The organism is Xylophilus sp. Leaf220, from assembly GCF_001421705.1.
In the GTDB taxonomy this organism is placed as follows: Bacteria; Pseudomonadota; Gammaproteobacteria; order Burkholderiales; family Burkholderiaceae_C; genus Xylophilus.
The window spans coordinates 182773-201538 of sequence record NZ_LMKO01000026.1; the positions used below are offsets into that span (position 1 = coordinate 182773).

At 69.8% G+C, this 18766-nt stretch carries 18 protein-coding genes; 2 read left to right on the forward strand and 16 right to left on the reverse strand.

The genetic code is table 11. The features are described from left to right. Positions 1 to 94 precede the first annotated feature (94 nt). From ASE76_RS18065 to rpsB, 16 genes are all read right to left on the reverse strand, one after another. On the reverse strand, positions 95 to 874 hold the full coding sequence (locus ASE76_RS18065) for an RNA methyltransferase (RefSeq protein ID WP_055842825.1): 780 nt from the start codon (positions 872 to 874) through the stop codon (positions 95 to 97). After that, positions 871 to 1617, reverse strand: a complete 747-nt coding sequence (gene rnhB / locus ASE76_RS18070; protein WP_055843090.1) for a ribonuclease HII — start codon at positions 1615 to 1617, stop codon at positions 871 to 873. Before rnhB ends, ASE76_RS18065 begins: the two co-directional genes overlap by 4 nt. A 40-nt stretch (positions 1618 to 1657) precedes the next feature. Beyond that, complete coding sequence (gene lpxB / locus ASE76_RS18075) at positions 1658 to 2791, reverse strand: lipid-A-disaccharide synthase (protein WP_055843091.1); 1134 nt, start codon at positions 2789 to 2791, stop codon at positions 1658 to 1660. A gap of 107 nt (positions 2792 to 2898) precedes the next feature. Then, complete coding sequence (gene lpxA, locus ASE76_RS18080) at positions 2899 to 3690, reverse strand: acyl-ACP--UDP-N-acetylglucosamine O-acyltransferase (RefSeq protein ID WP_055842827.1); 792 nt, start codon at positions 3688 to 3690, stop codon at positions 2899 to 2901. After that, complete coding sequence (fabZ, locus tag ASE76_RS18085; protein ID WP_055842830.1) at positions 3690 to 4130, reverse strand: 3-hydroxyacyl-ACP dehydratase FabZ; 441 nt, start codon at positions 4128 to 4130, stop codon at positions 3690 to 3692. The genes lpxA and fabZ overlap by 1 nt, the downstream gene beginning before the upstream one ends. A gap of 64 nt (positions 4131 to 4194) precedes the next feature. Next, positions 4195 to 5178, reverse strand: coding sequence for a UDP-3-O-(3-hydroxymyristoyl)glucosamine N-acyltransferase (gene lpxD / locus ASE76_RS18090; protein WP_055842833.1), 984 nt, complete (start codon positions 5176 to 5178; stop codon positions 4195 to 4197). 22 nt (positions 5179 to 5200) lie between these two features. Continuing rightward, the gene (locus ASE76_RS18095; protein WP_055842835.1) at positions 5201 to 5719 is read right to left on the reverse strand and encodes an OmpH family outer membrane protein; all 519 of its coding nucleotides are present in this window, start codon (positions 5717 to 5719) and stop codon (positions 5201 to 5203) included. Beyond that, on the reverse strand, positions 5719 to 8016 hold the full coding sequence (gene bamA / locus ASE76_RS18100) for an outer membrane protein assembly factor BamA (protein WP_055842838.1): 2298 nt from the start codon (positions 8014 to 8016) through the stop codon (positions 5719 to 5721). The genes ASE76_RS18095 and bamA overlap by 1 nt, the downstream gene beginning before the upstream one ends. Positions 8017 to 8084: 68 nt before the next feature. Next, positions 8085 to 9452 carry an RIP metalloprotease RseP gene (gene rseP / locus ASE76_RS18105; protein ID WP_055842840.1) on the reverse strand — a complete coding sequence of 456 codons (1368 nt, stop codon included), beginning with the start codon at positions 9450 to 9452 and terminating at the stop codon, positions 8085 to 8087. 18 nt (positions 9453 to 9470) lie between these two features. Further along, positions 9471 to 10646 carry a 1-deoxy-D-xylulose-5-phosphate reductoisomerase gene (gene ispC / locus ASE76_RS18110; RefSeq protein WP_055843093.1) on the reverse strand — a complete coding sequence of 392 codons (1176 nt, stop codon included), beginning with the start codon at positions 10644 to 10646 and terminating at the stop codon, positions 9471 to 9473. Positions 10647 to 10654: 8 nt separating this feature from the next. Next, positions 10655 to 11509, reverse strand: coding sequence for a phosphatidate cytidylyltransferase (locus tag ASE76_RS18115; RefSeq protein ID WP_055842843.1), 855 nt, complete (start codon positions 11507 to 11509; stop codon positions 10655 to 10657). A 40-nt stretch (positions 11510 to 11549) separates the two neighbouring features. Next, positions 11550 to 12338 carry a polyprenyl diphosphate synthase gene (gene uppS, locus ASE76_RS18120; RefSeq protein WP_255357292.1) on the reverse strand — a complete coding sequence of 263 codons (789 nt, stop codon included), beginning with the start codon at positions 12336 to 12338 and terminating at the stop codon, positions 11550 to 11552. A 52-nt stretch (positions 12339 to 12390) separates the two neighbouring features. Then, positions 12391 to 12951, reverse strand: coding sequence for a ribosome recycling factor (frr, locus tag ASE76_RS18125; RefSeq protein ID WP_055842846.1), 561 nt, complete (start codon positions 12949 to 12951; stop codon positions 12391 to 12393). A gap of 45 nt (positions 12952 to 12996) precedes the next feature. Next, positions 12997 to 13719, reverse strand: a complete 723-nt coding sequence (gene pyrH / locus ASE76_RS18130; RefSeq protein ID WP_055842849.1) for a UMP kinase — start codon at positions 13717 to 13719, stop codon at positions 12997 to 12999. A gap of 95 nt (positions 13720 to 13814) precedes the next feature. Continuing rightward, positions 13815 to 14744, reverse strand: a complete 930-nt coding sequence (gene tsf / locus ASE76_RS18135) for a translation elongation factor Ts (protein ID WP_055842853.1) — start codon at positions 14742 to 14744, stop codon at positions 13815 to 13817. Between the two features lie 101 nt (positions 14745 to 14845). Then, positions 14846 to 15610, reverse strand: a complete 765-nt coding sequence (rpsB, locus tag ASE76_RS18140) for a 30S ribosomal protein S2 (protein WP_055842856.1) — start codon at positions 15608 to 15610, stop codon at positions 14846 to 14848. Positions 15611 to 15875: 265 nt separating this feature from the next. Between rpsB and ASE76_RS18145 the strand changes: the two genes are divergently transcribed. Continuing rightward, a complete protein-coding gene (locus ASE76_RS18145) occupies positions 15876 to 17081 on the forward strand; it encodes an FAD-dependent oxidoreductase (protein ID WP_055842859.1) in 1206 nt (401 codons plus the stop codon). 26 nt (positions 17082 to 17107) lie between these two features. Beyond that, the gene (locus ASE76_RS18150; protein ID WP_055842861.1) at positions 17108 to 18673 is read left to right on the forward strand and encodes an NAD(P)H-hydrate dehydratase; all 1566 of its coding nucleotides are present in this window, start codon (positions 17108 to 17110) and stop codon (positions 18671 to 18673) included. The last annotated feature ends 93 nt before the right edge of the window (positions 18674 to 18766 follow it).

Here is an 18766-nt window from a genome sequence, read left to right on the forward strand (position 1 = left end):
AAAGCCCTCGATTGTAGCGTGGAGGAGACGCCCCTTTTGCCGTACATGCGGTGAAACACCCGGGTTCGGCCTTCTTCGTCGCCCGGGCCGACGCCTATTGGGCGCGGGCCGCGGCGCTGGCGTGCAGGCAGATCGCGGCCGCAGCGCCCACGTTGAGCGACTCCTCCCCGCCGGGCTGGGCGATGCGGATGCGGTGGGTGGCCCGGGCCTCCAGGGCCGGCGAGACGCCCTGCCCTTCGTGCCCCATCAGCCAGGCGCACGGCCACGGCAACGCGGCGCGGTGCAGCAGGTCGCCCCCGTGCGAACTGGTGGCGAGCAGCGGAAGGCCCAGCGCCGACAGGTCCTCCAGCGCCAGCCCCTCGACCAGCCGCAGCCCGAAATGCGCGCCCATGCCGGCGCGCAGCACCTTCGGACCCCACAGCGCCGCCGTGCCCTTGAGCGCCAGCACCTGCGAGAAGCCGAAGGCCGAGGCGCTGCGCAGGATGGAGCCGACGTTGCCGGCGTCCTGCACCCGGTCGAGCACCACCGCGGCGGCGCCCGGCAGCGGCGCCGCCGTATCGGGCAGCGCCATGACGAAGCCCATCGGCGCCGGGGATTCCAGGCCGCTGATCTCTTCCATGAGCGCATCGGCCAACACTATGATTTTCGTAGCATGAAGTCGGTACGTAGCACCGGCCAGAGGCCCATACGACTCCGAAAACACGGCGGCGACCGGCTGCAGGCCGCGGTCGAGCGCGGCGCGGCACAGGTGGTCGCCCTCCAGCCAGACGCGGCCCTGCCTGCGGTAGGCGCCGTTGTCCTGCGCCAGCCGGCGCAGATCCTTCACCCAGGCGTTGTCGCGCGAGGTGATGTGGAGGGGGCCCTGCTCGCTCACGCGCGAACCGCCGGACGGCGCACGCGGCGCGCGGGCGTCTGCACCTGCAGCACCTGGACCTGCAGCACCGGTTCCGGCTCGTCCGGCACGCGCAGCGGCAGGTCGGAGAGCGCCGCCATCGGGGTGGCCATCGGCCGGATCGCGAAGGCCTGGGCCACCGGCGCGAATGACCGGCGGTGGTGGGCGCAGGCACCGTGCGCCTGCAGCGCCGCCAGGTGTTCGGCGGTGCCGTAGCCCTTGTGCTGGGCGAAGCCGTAGTGCGGGTACTCCAGGTGCAGGCCGTGGCACAGCCGGTCGCGGTGCACCTTGGCCAGGATCGACGCGGCGGAGATGGCCTTGACCAGCGCGTCGCCCTTGACGATCGCCTCGGCCAGCACGTCCAGCGGCGGCAGCCGGTTGCCGTCCACCAGCACCTTCACCGGCTTCAAGCGCAGGCCCTCGACCGCGCGGCGCATGGCCAGCATCGTCGCCTGCAGGATGTTGAGCTGGTCGATCTCTTCGACGCTGGCGGACGCGACCGAGCAGCACAGCGCCTTGGCGCGGATCTCGTCGTAGAGCTTCTCGCGGCGCGCCGCGGTCAGCACCTTGGAATCGGCCAGGCCGTCGATCGGGTTCAGGTCGTCGAGGATGACGGCCGCGGCGACCACCGGCCCGGCCAGCGGGCCGCGGCCCGCCTCGTCGACGCCGGCGACCAGACCGGGAATGTCCCAGGCCAGGCGGACCTGTTCGGGCGTGCGGAGCAGTACGGAGCGCTTGGCGCGGGCGCGCACCGGCGCGGTGGCTTCAACGGGCAACGACTTTTTCGATGGCATCGGCAGCAAGTCGGGAGGTGTCGCGCTGCAGGCTCTGGTGCAGCGCGGAGAAACGGGTGTGGACGGTCGCGATTGTCGCAGGCGCCTCGTGCTTGGCGTCGATCCAGCGCAGCGTTTCGCGGGCCAGCGCGGCGGGCGTGGCAGCGTCCTGCAGCAGTTCGGGCACCACGAAATCCTGGCACAGGATGTTGGGCAGGCCCACCCAGGGCTGCAGCCGCTTGCGGCGCATCAACAGCCAGGAGATGGCCTGCATCCGGTAGGCGATCACCATCGGCCGCTTGAAGAGCGCGGCCTCCAGCGTGGCGGTGCCGCTGGCGATCAGCGTGGCGTCGCAGGCGGCCAGCGCGGCGTGCGACTGGCCGGCCAGCAGTTGCAGGTGCGGCGCGATGCCGCTGGCCGCGGCCAGTTGCTCGATCCGCGGGCGCAGCGACGGGATCGCCGGCACGACGAAGCGCAGGCGCGGCCGCGCGCGCAGCATCAGCGCCGCGGCGGCGAAGAAGGTCGCGGCCAGGTATTCGATCTCGGAGCGGCGGCTGCCGGGCAGCAGGGCCACCACGTCGTCGGCATCGTCCAGGCCCAGCGCGCGGCGGGCGGCGGCGCGGTCGGGCTCCATCGGGACGACGCTGGCCAGCGGATGGCCGACGTAGGTCGCGTCGATGCCGTGCGAGGCCAGCAGCGCCGGCTCGAACGGAAAGATGCACAGCACATGGTCGGCGCTGCGGCGGATCTTCTCGACCCGCTCGGCCCGCCAGGCCCAGATCGACGGGCAGACGAAGTGCACCGTCTTGATGCCGGCGGCGCGCAGGTCGGCCTCCAGGTCGAGGTTGAAGTCGGGTGCATCCACGCCGATGAAGATGCCGGGTTGGTCGGCCAGCAGCCGGTCGCGCAACTGGCGGCGGATGCCGACGATCTCGCGGTAGCGGCGCAGCACCTCGATGCTGTAGCCGTGCACCGCCAGCTTCTCGCTGGGCCACCAGGCCTCGAAGCCGCGGCGCTGCATCTGCGGCCCGCCGATGCCCTGTCCTCGCAGCGCGGGCCAGCGCACCTGCAGGCCGTCGAGCAACAGGCCGGCCAGCAGGTCGCCGGAGGTTTCGCCGGCCACCATCGCGACGCGGGGCGCATCGCCCGCGGGCGGCATGTCGGCCGGAAATGCGGCACCCGCCGCGACGCGGTCGGGCGAGGCGGAAGGCGGGGCCATCGGAATGCGCCGCCTTACCGCACGATGCCGCGCTGAGGCGACACTTGCTCTAAAAATGAGAGCATCATGTCGACGTCCGGCGCCGACTCCGGCATCTTTTCCTTCAGATCTGCGATCCGGGCGCGCGACTGCTCCAGCGTCAGGTCGTCGCGGTAGAGCGCCTTGTGCATCGCCTTGACCGCCGAGATCCGCTCGGCCGAGAAGCCGCGCCGGCGCAGGCCTTCGAAGTTCATCGACCGGGCCGCCGCCGGCTGGCCCTGGCTCATCACGAAGGGCGGCTGGTCGGCGAACAGCAGGGCGCACATCGCGGTCATGCCGTGTGCGCCGATCCGCACGAACTGGTGCACGACCGTGAAGCCGCCCAGGATCACCCAGTCGTCCACCTCGACATGGCCCGCCAGCTGCGAGTTGTTGGCGAAGATGGTGTGGTTGCCGACGCGCACGTCGTGCGCCAGGTGCACGTAGGCCATGATCCAGTTGTCGTCGCCGACCCGGGTCACGCCGCCGCCGCCGGGCGATCCGATGTTGAAGGTGCAGAACTCGCGCACCGTGTTGCGGTCGCCGATCACCAGTTCGCAGGGCTCGCCGGCGTACTTCTTGTCCTGCGGCACCGCGCCCAGCGAGTTGAACTGGAAGATGCGGTTGTCGCGGCCGATGGTGGTGTGGCCCTCGATCACGCAGTGTGCACCGACCGTCGTGCCGGCGCCGATCGTCACGTGCGGGCCGATCACGGTGTACGGGCCGACCGCGACCGACGGGTCGATCCGCGCACCCTCGGCCACCACGGCTGTGGGGTGGATCCCCATCAGGCGATGGTGCGCATAGTGCACATCAACTCGGCCTCGCAGGCGATGTCCTCGCCCACGCGGGTGGTGCCCTTGAACTTGAAGATGCCCGACTTCATCCGGTCGAGCGTCACGTCCATCACCAGCTGGTCGCCCGGCTCCACCGGCCGCTTGAAGCGCGCGCCGTCGATGCCGGCGAAGTAGTACACCGTCTTGTCGTCGGGCGTGACACCAAGCGTGTCGAAGGCCAGCAGCGCGGCGGCCTGGGCCATCGCCTCCAGGATCAGCACCCCCGGCATCACCGGGCGGTGCGGAAAGTGGCCGGTGAAGAACGGCTCGTTGATCGTGACGTTCTTCAACGCGCGGATCCGCTTGCCCTTCTCCACTTCCAGCACCCGGTCCACCAGCAGGAAGGGGTAGCGGTGCGGCAATTGCTTGAGGATCTGGTGAATGTCCAACATGGTCTGGTGAGGTCTGTGATGTTCGGTATCGGACGCGCAGTGCGCGCCGCGGGCGCCTGCCGCATCAGCGGCTGCGGGCGGCCAGGTCGTGTTCGAGTGTCTTGATCCGCTCGCGCAGGCCGTGCAGTTGCTTCAGCGTGGCGGCGTTCTTTTCCCACTTGGCATTGTCGTCTATGGGAAACATGCCGGTGTAGTGCCCCGGCCGGTGGATCGACCGGGTGACGACCGAGGCGGCCGACACGTGGACGCCGTCGGCCAGCGTCAGGTGGCCCAGCACGACCGCGCCACCGCCCACGGTGCAGTGCGCACCGATGGTGGCGCTGCCCGCCACGCCGGCGCAGCCGGCCATCGCGGTGTGGCGGCCGACCCGCACGTTGTGGCCGATCTGGACCAGGTTGTCGAGCTTGACCCCGTCCTCGATCACCGTGTCGCCCAACGCGCCACGGTCGATGCAGGTGTTGGCGCCGATCTCCACATCGTCGCCGATGCGCACCGCGCCGAGCTGCTCGATCTTTTCCCAGGCGCCCTGGTGCGGTGCGAAGCCGAAGCCGTCGGCGCCGATCACCACGCCCGGGTGCAGGAGGCAGCGCGCGCCGATCCGGCAGTCCTCGCCGACCGTGACGCGCGAGCGCAGAACCGTGCCCGCGCCGATGTATGCGCCCCGCTCCACCACGCACAGCGGGCCGACGGTGGCAGAAGGATCGACGGCCGCCTCGGGATCGACCACCGCGGACGGATGGATTCCGGGCACCGCACCCCGCCCCAGATGGCGCTTCCAGAGCTGGGTGACACGGGCGAAGTAGTGGTAGGGCGAATCGGCGACGATGCAGTCGCCGCGCTGCTCGGCCGCGGCCTGCATCGCCGGCGCTACGATCACGCAGCCGGCCCGGGACGATGCCAGCTGCTGCACATAGCGCGGATGGCTCAGGAAAGCCAAATGCGAAGGCCCGGCGCCCTCGAGAGGGGCCAGGCCTTCCACCATCCGATTGCCGTCGCCGTGCAGCACGCCGCCCAGCTCGGACACGATCGCGTGCAGGGACAGCGCCACGGCCGACCGGCTGCCGCGCGAATTACTTGGCGCCGGGCGCGTTGAGCGCCTTGATCACCTTGTCCGTGATGTCGTAGGCCGGGTTGATGTAGACGGCTTCCTGCAGGATCACGTCGTACTTTTCCTGCTCGGCCACGGTCTTGACCACGCGGTTGGCACGCTCCAGCACCTGCTGCAGCTCCTCGTTCTTGCGGGAATTCAGGTCTTCCTGGAATTCGCGGCGCTTGCGCTGGAAATCGCGGTCCTGCTCGACCAGCTGGCGCTGGCGCGTCGTGCGCTGGCTCTCGGCCAGCGTCGGCGCCTCGCGCTCGAACTTGTCGGAGGCGGATTTGAGTGCGTTGCCTTGGTCGAGCAGTTCCTTCTCGCGCTTTGCGAATTCCTGCTCGAGCTTCACCTGGGCTGCCTTGGCCGTGTTGGCCTCCCGGAAGATCCGGTCGGTGTTCACGAAGCCGGCGCGAAACTGCTCGGTCTGGGCAGACGCCGAAAGAGCCAGCGTGCCCAGCAAAATGCCGACGGAGCAATGGCGAAAAAAAGTGTTCATCAAAAGGACGTTCCGATCTGGAATTGCAATTTCTGGATTCTATCGCCGGGGCGCTTGCGGACAGGGTTTGCAAATGCAAGCCGCAGGGGGCCGACCGGGGATATCCAGCTCAGGCCCACGCCGACCGATGCCCGCATCTCGCTGAAGCGGATCGGGTCGTCCTCGCCGAACACGTTGCCCACGTCGACGAAGCCGAAGACCCGCAGCGTACGGTCGTTGCCGGCGCCGGGGAACGGCGCCACCGCCTCCAGGTTGAAGGTGGCTTTCTTGGCGCCGCCGATGGACGAGCCGGTCACGTCGCGCGGACCCAGGGTGCCCTGGTCGAAACCGCGCACCGAGCCCAGGCCGCCGGAGTAGAAGTTCTTGAAGATCGGGAACGGACGGCCGTTGAGGCCCTTGCCGGCACCCAGCTCCGAGTTGAAGGCCAGGGTGAACTTCTTGTTGAGCGGAACGTACTGCTGGAACTGGTAGTTGCCGCGGACGTAGCGCGCATCGCCCGCCACCCCGATCTCGGAGTTGAAGCGCTGGTAGCGGCCGGCGTTGGGCACCAGGGCGCTGTCGCGGCTGTCGCGCGACCAGCCGATGGTCAGCGGCACAGAGTAGCTGGTGTAGCCAACTTCCTCGGCGTACTTCAGGTAGGCGGCCGGGATGTTGGTGCCCGGCTTGATCTCGGTCCGCTCGGCGCCGGCACCGAAGAACACGGTGTCGGTTTCGCTGAACGGCACGCCGAAGCGCATGCTCGCACCCGAAGTCAGCAGGCGGTAGTTGCCGCCCTGGTCCTGGTAGGGGCGCGACGACCGGTGGTAGATGTCGATGGTGCGCGAGATGCCGTCGGCGGTGAAGTACGGGTTGGTCGTGCTGAGCACGATCGCGCGGTTGTACTTGCTGGTGTTGACGTCCACGCCCAGGTAGTTGCCGGAGCCGAAGACGTTCTCCTGCTTGATGCCGAACGACAGCGCCACCTTTTCCGCGCTGGAGAAGCCGGCACCGACCTGCAGGCTGCCGGTGGGCTTCTCGGTCACGTTGACCACCAGGTCAACCTGGTCGGGCGAGCCGGGCACGTCCTGCGTCTCGACATCGACCTGGCTGAAGTAGCCCAGCCGGTCGACCCGGTCGCGCGAGAGCTTGATCCGGTCGCCGTCGTACCAGGACGATTCGAACTGGCGGAACTCGCGGCGGATGACTTCGTCGCGCGTGCGGTTGTTGCCGCTGAGCGCGATGCGGCGCACGTAGGCCCGGCGCGACGGCTCGGCCTGCAGCACCAGGGCCACGCGGTTGTTGGCGCGGTCGACTTCCGGCACCGCCTCGACGCGGGCGAAGGCGAAGCCGAAGTTGCTGAAATAGTCGGTGAAGGCCTTGGTCGTCTGCGCCACTTCGTCGGCGTTGTAGGCTTCGCCCGGCTTGATCTTGATCAGCGACTTGAACTCGTCGTCGCGGCCGAGGTAGTTGCCCTCGATCTTCACGCCCGAGACGACGTAGCGCTCGCCCTCGGTCACGTTGACGGTGATGCTGATGTCTTCCTTGTTGGGCGAGATCGCGACCTGGGTCGAATCGACCCGGAACTCGAGGTAGCCGCGCGACAGGTAGTAGGAGCGCAGCGTCTCCAGGTCGGCGTTGAGCTTGGCGCGCGCGTAGCGGTCGGACTTGGTGTACCAGCTGAGCCAGCCGCCGGTGTCGAGGTCGAACAGGTCCTCGAGGGTGGATTCGCTGAAGGCCTGGTTGCCGACGATGCGGATGTTCTTGATCTTGGCCGGCTCGCCTTCGGAGACGGTGAAGGTCAGGTTGACCCGGTTGCGCTCGATCGGCGTCACCGTGGTCACCACTTCCGCGCCATACAAGCTGCGGTTGATGTACTGGCGCTTCAGTTCCTGCTCGGCCCGGTCGGCCAGGGCCTTGTCGAACGGGCGGCCTTCGGTCAGGCCCACGTCGCGCATCGCCTTCTTGAGCGTTTCCTTGTCGAATTCCTTGGTGCCGGCGAAATCGACGTCGGCGACCGTGGGCCGCTCCTCGACCACCACCGTCAGCACGTTGCCGTTGACTTCCAGGCGCACGTCCTTGAACAGGCCCAGGCCGAACAGTTGGCGGATCGCGCCGGCGCCCTTGTCGTCGTTGTAGCCGTCGCCCACGCGGAACGGCAGCGAAGCGAACACGGTGCCCGGCTCCACGCGCTGCAGACCCTCGACACGGATGTCGCGCAGGGTGAACGGTTCGACCGCCCAGGCCGCGTTGGCAGCGAAAAGCATGGCCGCGACCGCCGAGACGGAGCGCATGCGAAAACGGGTGAAAGATTGCTTCATGTATCAGGTCTCTGGCGAACACCGGCCCGGCGCCAGGCCCGGGGACCGCCGCATTATGACGGACGGCGTCAGCCGAAAATGCGGGAGACGTCGTTGAACAGGGCAATCGACGTCATGAGAAGGAGCGCGGCGACGCCGCCACGCTGCAGGCGATCGAGCCACACCTCGGACACGGTGCGGCCGGTGACGGCTTCCCACAGGAAGTACATCAGGTGGCCGCCGTCGAGTACCGGCAGCGGCAGCAGGTTGAGGATGCCCAGGCTCACGCTGATCAGCGCCAGGAAGGTCAGGTACTGCGTGAGGCCCAGGCTCGCCGACTTGCCGGCGTAGTCGGCGATGGTCAGCGGGCCGCTCAGGTTCTTGATCGACGCCTGGCCGATCAGCATGCGCCCCATCATGCGCAGGGTCAGCACCGAGACTTCCCAGGTCTTGACCGCGCCGTTGCGCAGGCCTTCGATCGGGCCGTAGCGCACCGTCATCATCTCGGGCGGGCCGCCCACGTAGGCGTTCACCCGGCCGAAGCTCGTGTCCTGCTCGGTCACGACGACGGGCGTCACCGGCAGCGACAGCTGCTCGCTGCCGCGCTCGACCTGCCAGACCTGGGTGCGCGCCTCGCTGCCCTGCACCGACGCGCGGATCGCCTCGCGCAGCTGCGGGCCGTCGCCGATCGCGGTATCGCCGATGCGCAGCACCGTGTCGCCCTGGCGCAGTCCGGCTTTGGCGGCCGCGCCGTCGGCCTGGACCTCGCCCAGCACCGGCGGCGTCCACGGACCGACGATGCCGATCTTGCGGAACAGCTGCATGTCGGCCTCGCGGGCGCCGATGCGGTCGAGCTGCAGCGTGGCCTGGCGCGTCGGGCCGGTTCCGGCGCCGGCAGGCTGGTAGGCGATGCGCACGTTCTGGCCGTCGAGCGCGCCGCGGGTCAGCAGCCACCGCAGGTCCTCGAACGACTGCACGGGCTGCAGCGCTTCGCCTTCGAAGGCCGCCTCGGTCACCCGCTCGCCGCCCTCCAGGCCGGCGGCCTGGGCGGTGGATCCGGCCACCGGCGCGGCCAGCACCGGCTGCGGCTCCTGCACGCCCATCCAGTTGACGCCCGCATACAGCAGGATCGCCAGGAGCAGGTTGGCCGCGGGGCCGGCGGCTACCACCGCGGCGCGCTGGGCCAGCGGGCGGTTGTTGAAGGCCAGGTGACGCTCCTCGGGTGCGACCGGCGCCTCGCGCTCGTCGAGCATCTTCACGTAGCCGCCCAGCGGCAGCATGCCGACCACGAATTCGGTGGGCGAACCGGGACGTTGCCAGCGCAGGATCGGTTTGCCGAAGCCGACCGAGAAGCGCAGCACCTTCACCCCGCAGGCTACCGCCACCCGGTAGTGGCCGTACTCGTGCACGGCGATGAGCAGCGCCAGGGCCACGATGAAAGCGACGACGGTCAGCATGTCCGAATCTCCGAAAAATCAGTGCATCAGGCCGGCGACGGCGGCCGACGCACTGGAGCGCGCCTGCGCGTCGATCGCCATCAGGTCGTCGAGGCAGGTGGGCGCCTGCGGCACGCAGCGCTCCAGGGTGGCGAGGTTGACCGCGTGGATCTGGTCGAAGCGGATGCGCCCGTCGAGGAACGCCTGCACCGCCACTTCGTTGGCCGCGTTCAGCACGGCGGTGGTGCCGGGCGGGGCGCGCAGCGCGTCCCAGGCGAGCTGCAGGCCGGGGAAACGCTGGGGATCGGGCCGCTCGAAGGTCATCGCCGCCAGCGAAGAGAAGTCGAGCCGGGGTGCGCCGCTCTCCATCCGTTCGGGCCAGGAGAGGCCGTAGGCGATCGGCACCCGCATGTCGGGCACGCCCAGCTGCGCCACCAGGGAGCCGTCGTGGTACTGCACCAGGGAATGGACGATGCTCTGCGGATGGATCACCACCTCGATCCGGTCGGGCGGCAGGCCGAAGAGGTAGCGGGCCTCGATCACCTCCAGGCCCTTGTTCATCATCGTGGCCGAGTCGACCGAGATCTTGCGGCCCATCGACCAGTTGGGATGGGCGCAGGCCTCGTCCGGCGTGACCGCTGCGAGCGTGGCCGGATCGCGGGTGCGGAACGGCCCGCCCGAAGCGGTCAGCACCAGCCGGTCGACCCGGCGCTCCCAGGTGGTCGGGTCGTCGGGCAAGGACTGGAAGATGGCGGAATGCTCGCTGTCGATCGGCAGCAGCTGGGCGCCGCCCTCGCGCACCGCGTCCATGAACCAGTCGCCGCCGACGACCAGGGCCTCCTTGTTCGCCAGCAGCAGCCGCTTGCCGGCCCGCGCGGCGGCCAGGCACGGCGCCAGCCCCGCGGCGCCGACGATGGCGGCCATCACCATGTCTACATCGGGGTGGGATGCTACCATTTCCATAGCATCATGTCCTTGCAGCACCTCGACTGCGAGCCCATTCGCCTTGCATTCCTGACGCAGGCGGGCGGCGGCCTCCGGCTGGGCCATGACGGCGTAGCGGGGCCGCAGGCGCAGGCACTGCTGCAGCATCGCATCGACCTGCGTCGCCGCGGCGAGCGCGAAGACCTGGAACCGCCCGGGGTGCCGCGCCAGCACGTCCAGCGTGCTGAGGCCGATGGAACCTGTGGAGCCCAGGACGGTGATCGTATGCATCCGGTCGCTCACATCGCGCCCACGGTCGAGAGCATCATCGCCAGCGGCAGCGTGGGCAGCAGCGCATCGACCCGGTCGAGCACGCCGCCGTGGCCGGGCAGCAGGTGGCTGCTGTCCTTGGCGCCGGCGCTGCGCTTGACCAGCGATTCGACGAGGTCGCCCACCACGCTCATCGTGGCCATGAACACCGCGCCCACCACCAGTAGCCACCAGCCCTGCATCGCCAGCCGGCTGTAGAAGCTCAATACCTGCGGCTGCCAGGCCCGGTCGGCCATGACCCACACGACCGCCAGCACCAGCACCCCCAGCATGCCGCCCCAGACGCCCTCCCAGCTCTTGCCCGGGCTGATCGACGGGGCCAGCTTGGAGCGGGTGAAGCGCAGGCCGAACGCACGGCCGGCGAAGTAGGCGCCGATATCGGCCACCCAGACAAGCACCAGGATCGACAGCAGGAAGTTGATGCCGATCACCCGCGCCTGCCCCACCGCCAGCCAGGCGAGCCACAGCGCCAGCACGCCGCCGACCACCCGCACGGTGCGCGGCACCCGCGGCCAGCCGGCCACGCCGCTGCGCAGCAACGCGGCGCTGGCCAGCACCCAGAAAGCACCGGCAGCCAGCCAGGCGAGCGGCATCGGCCGCTCGAGCCAGCCCAGGCGCCAGCTCAGCAGGCACAGCGCCAGGCAGTCGAAGGCGATGAACAGCGCGCCCTTGCCGGAGTAGCCGTTGAGCCGGCCCCATTCCCACGCCGCCGCCGTCATGGCCACCAGCGCGACCGCGCAGAACGGCAAGGGAGACGGATAGAACAGCGCCGGCAGCAGGATGGCCAGCAGGACGACCGCGGTGATGATGCGTTGCTTCAGCATGGAAAGTCCCCTGAGAGCCTGCGCAGCGCCGGTGGAGGCGCTAGGCGGCGTTGGCGTTGCCGGATGGCGAAGCGGACACGGCCGCCTGCTGCTGGGCAGCGGCGGGCGCGGATTGCGCGGCGACCTGGGCCGAGGTCTGCCCGAAGCGGCGCTCGCGGCAGGCGAAGGCCCCAATCGCCGCGTCGAGCGCGCCCGCGTCGAAATCGGGCCACAGGCGGTCGCTGAAATACAACTCGGAGTATGCGGCCTGCCAGAGCAGGAAATTGCTGATTCGCTGCTCGCCGCCGGTGCGGATCACCAGGTCGGGATCGGGGACGTGCGACAGCGCCATCGCACGGTGCAGGTTGAGTTCGGTGGCGGGCTCGCCCCGGGCCGCGAGCGCCTGCGCGGCCTGGGCGATGTCCCAGCGGCCGCCGTAGTTGAAGCAGACGTTGAGCACCAGCCTCTGGTTGCCGGCGGTCGCCAGTTCGGCCGCCACCAGGCCGTCGCGCACCTTGTCAGAGAGGCCGGCGCGCTCGCCGACGAAGTACAGGCGCACGCCGTCGGCATGCAGCTGCGGCACCTCGCGGCCCAGCGCCTTGGCCAGCAGCTCCATCAGGCCCGACACCTCGTCGGCCGGCCGGTTCCAGTTCTCGGACGAGAACGCGAAAACGGTCAGCACGCCGACGCCGCGTTCGGCGCACAGCCGCACGCAGCGGCGCAGCGACTCGACGCCCTGGCGATGGCCCGCGATGCGGGGCAGGAAGCGGCGCGACGCCCAGCGGCCGTTGCCGTCCATCACGATGGCGATGTGGTGCGGCACCACGGGCGGAGCGGGCTTTACGGCCACACCGATCCTGACGGGGAGGTACCAGCGAGAAGAAGGCGCACGGGTGGGGCCGTCAGACGGCCATGATTTCCTGTTCCTTGGCCGCGACCAGCTTGTCGATCTCGACGATGTGGCGGTCGGTGACCTTCTGCACGTCGGCTTCGGCACGCTTCTGGTCGTCCTCGGAGGCCAGCTTGTCCTTGACCAGCTTCTTGACGGCTTCGTTCGCATCGCGGCGCAGGTTGCGCACCGCGATCTTGGCGCTCTCGCCCTCGTTGCGGACCAGCTTGGTCATTTCCTTGCGGCGCTCTTCGCTCATCGGCGGCATCGGCACCCGGATCAGGTCGCCCATCGACGCGGGGTTCAGGCCCAGGTCGCTTTCGCGGATGGCCTTCTCGATCTTGGCGCCCATGCCCTTTTCCCAGGGCTGGACGCTGATGGTGCGCGAGTCGATCAGCGACACGTTGGCCACCTGGCTGATCGGCACCGGCGAGCCGTAGTAGTCGACCTGCACCGAGTCGAGGATGGCCGGGTTGGCACGGCCGGTGCGGATCTTGGTGAGGTTGTTCTTGAACGCGCCGATGGACTGGTCCATCTTGGCGTCGGTGTTCGTCTTGATGTCTGCGATGCTCATAGGGGTCCTCCAGGGATGCTCGGTCGGGATGGGCGCGGCGCGCGCTCAGACATGCACTAGCGTGCCTTCGTCCTCGCCCATCACCACGCGCTTCAACGCGCCGTGCTTGAAGATGGAGAAGACCTTCAGCGGCAGCTTCTGGTCGCGGCACAGCGCGAAGGCGGTGGCGTCCATGATGCCCAGGTTCTGCGCCATCGCATCGTCGAAACTGATGCGAGCGTAGCGGGTGGCCGTCGGGTCCTTCTTCGGGTCGGCGCTGTAGACGCCGTCGACCTTGGTGGCCTTGAGGACCAGTTCGGCTCCGATCTCGGCGCCACGCAGCGCGGCGGCGGTGTCGGTGGTGAAGAAGGGGTTGCCGGTGCCGGCCGCGAAGACCACCACCTTGCCTTCTTCGAGGTACTGCAACGCCTTGGGCCGCACGTAGGGCTCTACCACCTGCTCGATGGCGATGGCCGACATGACGCGGGCGACCAGGCCCTGCTTGTCCATCGCGTCGGCCAGGGCCAGCGCGTTCATCACGGTCGCCAGCATGCCCATGTAGTCGGCGGTGGCGCGGTCCATGCCGACCGAGCCGCCCGCGACGCCGCGGAAGATGTTGCCGCCGCCGATGACCACAGCCACCTGCACCCCGAGGCGGGTCACCTCGGCGATCTCGCCGACCATGCGGACGATGGTGGCGCGGTTGATGCCGAAGGCGTCGTCCCCCATCAGCGCCTCACCGGACAGCTTCAGCAGGATGCGCTTGTGGGCTGGCTGGGGGTTGGACATGGGGAACTCCTTGGGATGATGGGCTGCGGTGTTGTTATGGAATGGAGCGCCCTGGAAGCGCGGGGGCCGGTGGCGCGCACCGGCCCTTCGCAGGATCAGGCGGCGCTCTTGGCGGCCGCGACCTGGGCGGCCACTTCGGCTGCGAAGTCGTCGACCTTCTTCTCGATGCCTTCGCCGACCACGTACAGGGTGAAGCCCTTGATGCCGGTGTTGGAGGCCTTGAGCATCTGCTCGACCGTCTGCTTGCCGTCGGACGCCTTCACGAAGACCTGGTTGTGCAGCGACACTTCCTTCAGGTACTTCTGCACGCCGCCTTCGATGCGCTTGGCGACGATGTCGGCCGGCTGCGGCTTCTTGCCTTCGGCTTCGGCGGTCTTGCGGTCTTCCTCGGCCTTGCCGGCGGCGACTGCGCGCTCTTTCTCGATCAGGTCCGCAGGCACGTCGGCCGAGGAGATCGAGACGGGCTTCATCGCGGCGATGTGCATCGCCACGTCCTTGGCGGCGGTGTCGTCGCCTTCGAACTCGACGATCACGCCGATGCGGGTGCCGTGCAGGTAGGAGGCGATCTGGCCGTTGCCGGTGAAGTGCTTGAAGCGGCGGAAGCTCATGTTCTCGCCGATCTTGCCGATCAGGCCCTTGCGCACGTCTTCGAGCGTCGGGCCGAAACCGTCCTGCTCGTACGGCAGCGCGCCCAGGGCGGCGATGTCGGCAGGGTTGTGCTTGGCGACCAGCATCGCGGCCGCGTTGGCCAGCGCTAGGAAGCTGTCGTTCTTGGTGACGAAGTCGGTTTCGCAGTTGATCTCGATCATGCCGCCGTTGGCGCCGTCGACGAACGCGGTCACGACGCCTTCGGCGGTGATGCGGCCCGATGCCTTGCCGGCCTTGTTGCCGAGCTTGATGCGCAGCAGCTCTTCGGCCTTTTCCATGTTGCCGTCGGCCTCGGTCAGGGCCTTCTTGCACTCCATCATCGGGGCGTCGGTCTTGGCGCGCAGTTCGCCCACCATGCTTGCAGTGATAGCAGCCATCTTATTTCTCCGTATCGTTCGGTTCGTTCAGTTCATCTCAGGAAAGCCGGCTGCAAAAAAGGGGCCAGAAGCCCCTTGCCTGGCAGCGCAGACGGGCTGCCTCAGGCGGCAGCGCCTGCTTCCTGCACTTCGACGAATTCGTCGCTGCTGGCGGCTTCGCCGGTCGCGGCCTTGACGACTTCGTTGCCGGCGCTGGCGCGGCCTTCGAGGATGGCGTCGGCCATGCCGCGGGCGTAGAGCTCGACGGCCTTGGCCGAGTCGTCGTTGCCGGGAATGACGTAGTCGATGCCTTCAGGCGAGTGGTTGGTGTCGACCACGCCGATCAGCGGAATGCCCAGCTTCTTGGCTTCGGCGATGGCGATCTTGTGGTAGCCGACGTCGATCACGAAGATCGCGTCCGGCAGGGCCGCCATGTCCTGGATGCCGCCGATGTCCTTCTCGAGCTTGGCGATCTCGCGGGAGAACGTCAGCTGCTCCTTCTTGGACAGGCCTTCCAGGCCGGTTTCCTGCTGGGCCTTCAGGTCCTTCAGGCGCTTGATCGAGGTCTTGACCGTCTTGAAGTTGGTCAGCATGCCGCCGAGCCAGCGCTGGTCGACGAAAGGCACGCCTGCGCGCTGGGCTTCCGACGAGACGATCTCACGGGCCTGGCGCTTGGTGCCGACGAACAGGATGGTGCCGCGGTTGGCGGCCAGCTGCTTGGCGAACTTTGCGGCGTCCTGGAAAAGCGGGAGCGACTTTTCCAGGTTGATGATGTGGATCTTGTTGCGATGGCCGAAGATGTACGGTGCCATCTTGGGGTTCCAGAAGCGGGTCTGGTGGCCGAAATGGACACCGGCTTCCAGCATTTCGCGCATGGTTGCGGACATAGTGATAACTCCGAAGGTTGGGTCTGAAATCCAGTCCTCATTCGCGGCGGGGCGCCGCGACACCTTGAGGTGGACTGGTTTGCGATTTGCCTCGCCAGAAAAAGCCCTGCGGGCCCGTCCGGCGAAACCCAAAGAGTATAGCATGCCGGGTTATCCCCGATCGCCACATCGCCCGCGCGCCCGGCTGCCCGGGCCACTCCGAATTCCATAGCACGATGCCGAGACACCGCAAGCCCTTCCCGTTCACCGGACCGGGCCCGATTCCATGAACATCGCGATCGTCGGCGCCGGCTTTTCCGGCATCGCCACCGCCTGCGAGCTGGCCTCGGACGGCCATGCGGTGACCGTCTTCGAGCGCCGCGCCGCCGCCGCCGAGGAAGCGAGTTTCGGCCATGCCGGCATGGTGGCACCCGGCTGCGCCTGGGCCCGCCTGGGCAGCGAGGCGATTCCCCTGCGCGAGAGCGGCCTGGTCCCCTCGGGCTGGGCCTGGCACCGCCAGCAGCGCGCGGCCCGCGCCGACGGCGAAGGCGACGCCGAGCGCCTGGCGCTGGCCGCCTTCAGCCAGGAACGCCTGCGCATCGTGGCCGCCGCCCTGGAACTGCACTACCAGAAGGCCGACGGGGTACTGGTGCTGGTGCGCACCGAAAAAGACCGCCGCCGCCTGGCCCCCGCCTGGGACCGGCTGCGCGAAGCCGGCCGCACCGCCAACGAAGCACCGCCCGAGGCCTTCCGCACCCTGGAGCCCGGCCTGAACGCCGACACCGCGCTCAGCGCCGCCATCCACCTGCCCGGCGACGAGGTGGGCAACTGCCGCCAGTTCGCGTTGCTGCTGCGGGCCGAGGCGGAGCGCCACGGCGTCGTCTTCGCCTTCAACACGCCGGTGGCCCGGGTGGCGGGCGGCACGCCGGCCACGGTGGTGCTCGAGGGCGAGGCCCGGCCCCGCGCCTTCGACGCCGTCGTGCTCTGCGCCGGCATGGGTGCCCCGGCGCTGCTGCAGGGCCTGGGCCCGCGCCGGCTGCCCTTCGACACGCTGCACGGCTATTCGCTCAGCGCCGCGATCCGCGAGCCGCTGCACGCGCCCTACAGCGCGGTGGTCGATGCCGCCACCGGCGCCAGCATCGTGCGCCTGGGCGACCGGATCCGGGTGGCCGGCGCCACCCACATCGGCACGATGAACGAATCCCGCCGCCAGACCGCGATGCAGTCGCTCTACCAGATGCTGCACCGCTGGTTCCCGGGCGCCGCCCGCCTCTCGACCGGCGTGCAGGAGTGGCACGGCGAGCGGCTGGTACTGCCGGACGAGCGGCCGCTGCTCGGCCCCTCGGGCTCGCCGGGCGTCTGGCTGCACCTGGCCAGCGGCGGACACGGCTGGACCTTCGCCAGCGGATCGGCCCGGCTGCTGGCCGACGCGATCGGCGGACAGCCCACCGCCCTGCCGCTCGCGCCCTACTCCATCGCCCGGTTCGACTGAGATCGACCAGGACGCCGAGAACCACCATGCTCCAGCGCATCCTCGCCGACCGGGCCCATCCGCTCCACGACACGGCGGCCACGCGGCGCATCGAGGCGGCGGCGCTGGCCGGTGCGCCGCCGGATGCGCTGATGCAGCGGGCCGGCGCCGCGGTGGCGCGGCTGGCCCAGGCCCTAGCGCCGCATGCGCGCCGCATCTGGATCGCCTGCGGCCCGGGCAACAACGGCGGCGACGGGCTGGAGGCGGCGGTGCAACTGCGCCGCGCCGGGCGGCCGGTGTGCGTGACGCACTGGGCCGATCCGGCACGGCTGCCGGCCGACGCCCGTGCGGCGCTGGAGCGCGCCCGGGCCGCGAGCGTCGACTTCGTTGCGCCGCCTGCGCCCGGCACGCTGTCGCAGCAGGACCTCTGCATCGATGCGCTGCTGGGCATCGGCGGCGCGCCGCGGCCGGCCCCGCAGACAGACCCCGGCACCCCCGGCCGTGGCGATGCCCTGCCCCCCGACTGGCTCGACGCGGCCCTGGACGCCATGGCGCAGGCCGGCGCACCGGTGCTGGCCATCGACCTGCCTTCGGGCCTGGGGGCCGACACCGGCGCCTATGCTACTAAAACAATAGCTGACAGCCGGCGCGGATCGCCGGCTGCAGCCCTGTTTCATGCAGATTCCACCCTGAGCCTGCTGACCCTCAAGCCCGGACTCTTCACCGCCGAAGGCCGCGACCGCGCCGGCAGCGTGTGGCTCGACACCCTGGGCGTGACCGACGATGCGGCCGCGCCGGCCACCGCCTGGCTCTCCGGCCCGGCCGCCGCACCGCGCCGCAGCCACGCGTCGCACAAGGGCAGCTTCGGCGACGTGGCGGTGCTGGGCGGCGAAGGCATCGGCCACCGGGGCCGGGGCATGGCGGGCGCGGCGGTGCTGGCGGCCACCGCGGCGCTGCATGCCGGCGCGGGCCGGGTGCTGCTGGCGCTGCTCGACGGCAATGCCGGCTTCGGCCTCGACGTGTCGCAGCCCGAACTCATGCTGCGCACGCCCGACGCGCTGGACCTGGACGACGGCGCCCTCGTCTGCGGCTGCGGCGGTGGCGAGGCGCTGCGCAGCCACCTGCCCCGGGTGCTGGACCGAGCCGCGCGGCTCGTGCTGGATGCCGACGCCCTGAACCTGGTCGCCGCCGACGCCGGCCTGCAGCAGCGCCTGGCACGGCGCGCGGCGGCCGGCCACGCGACCGTGCTGACGCCGCATCCGCTGGAGGCCGCGCGCCTGCTGGGCACCGACACGCAGGCGGTGCAGGGCGATCGGCTGGCCGCGGCGCGCCGCTTGGCGGAGCGCTTCGGCTGCGCTGTCGTGGTCAAGGGCTCGGGCAGCATCGTCGCGGCGCCGGGGCGGCTGCCACGGATCAACCCGACCGGCAACGGCCGCCTGGCCACCGCCGGCACCGGCGATGTGCTGGCCGGCATGGTGGGCGCCCGCCTGGCCGCCGGGCTGGAGGCGTTCGACGCGGCGGCCGACGCGGCATACACCCACGGCGCGCTGGCCGATGGCTGGCCGATGGACTTGCCGCTGACGGCCGGAGCACTGGCCCGCCGGCACGGCTAGCAGGCTGCCCGACGGAAGAAAGGCCGTCGATCGCTGACCGGCACCAGAGGCCATCGCGACGCCGGCAAGACCGGTTTGCTGCGGACCGACTCG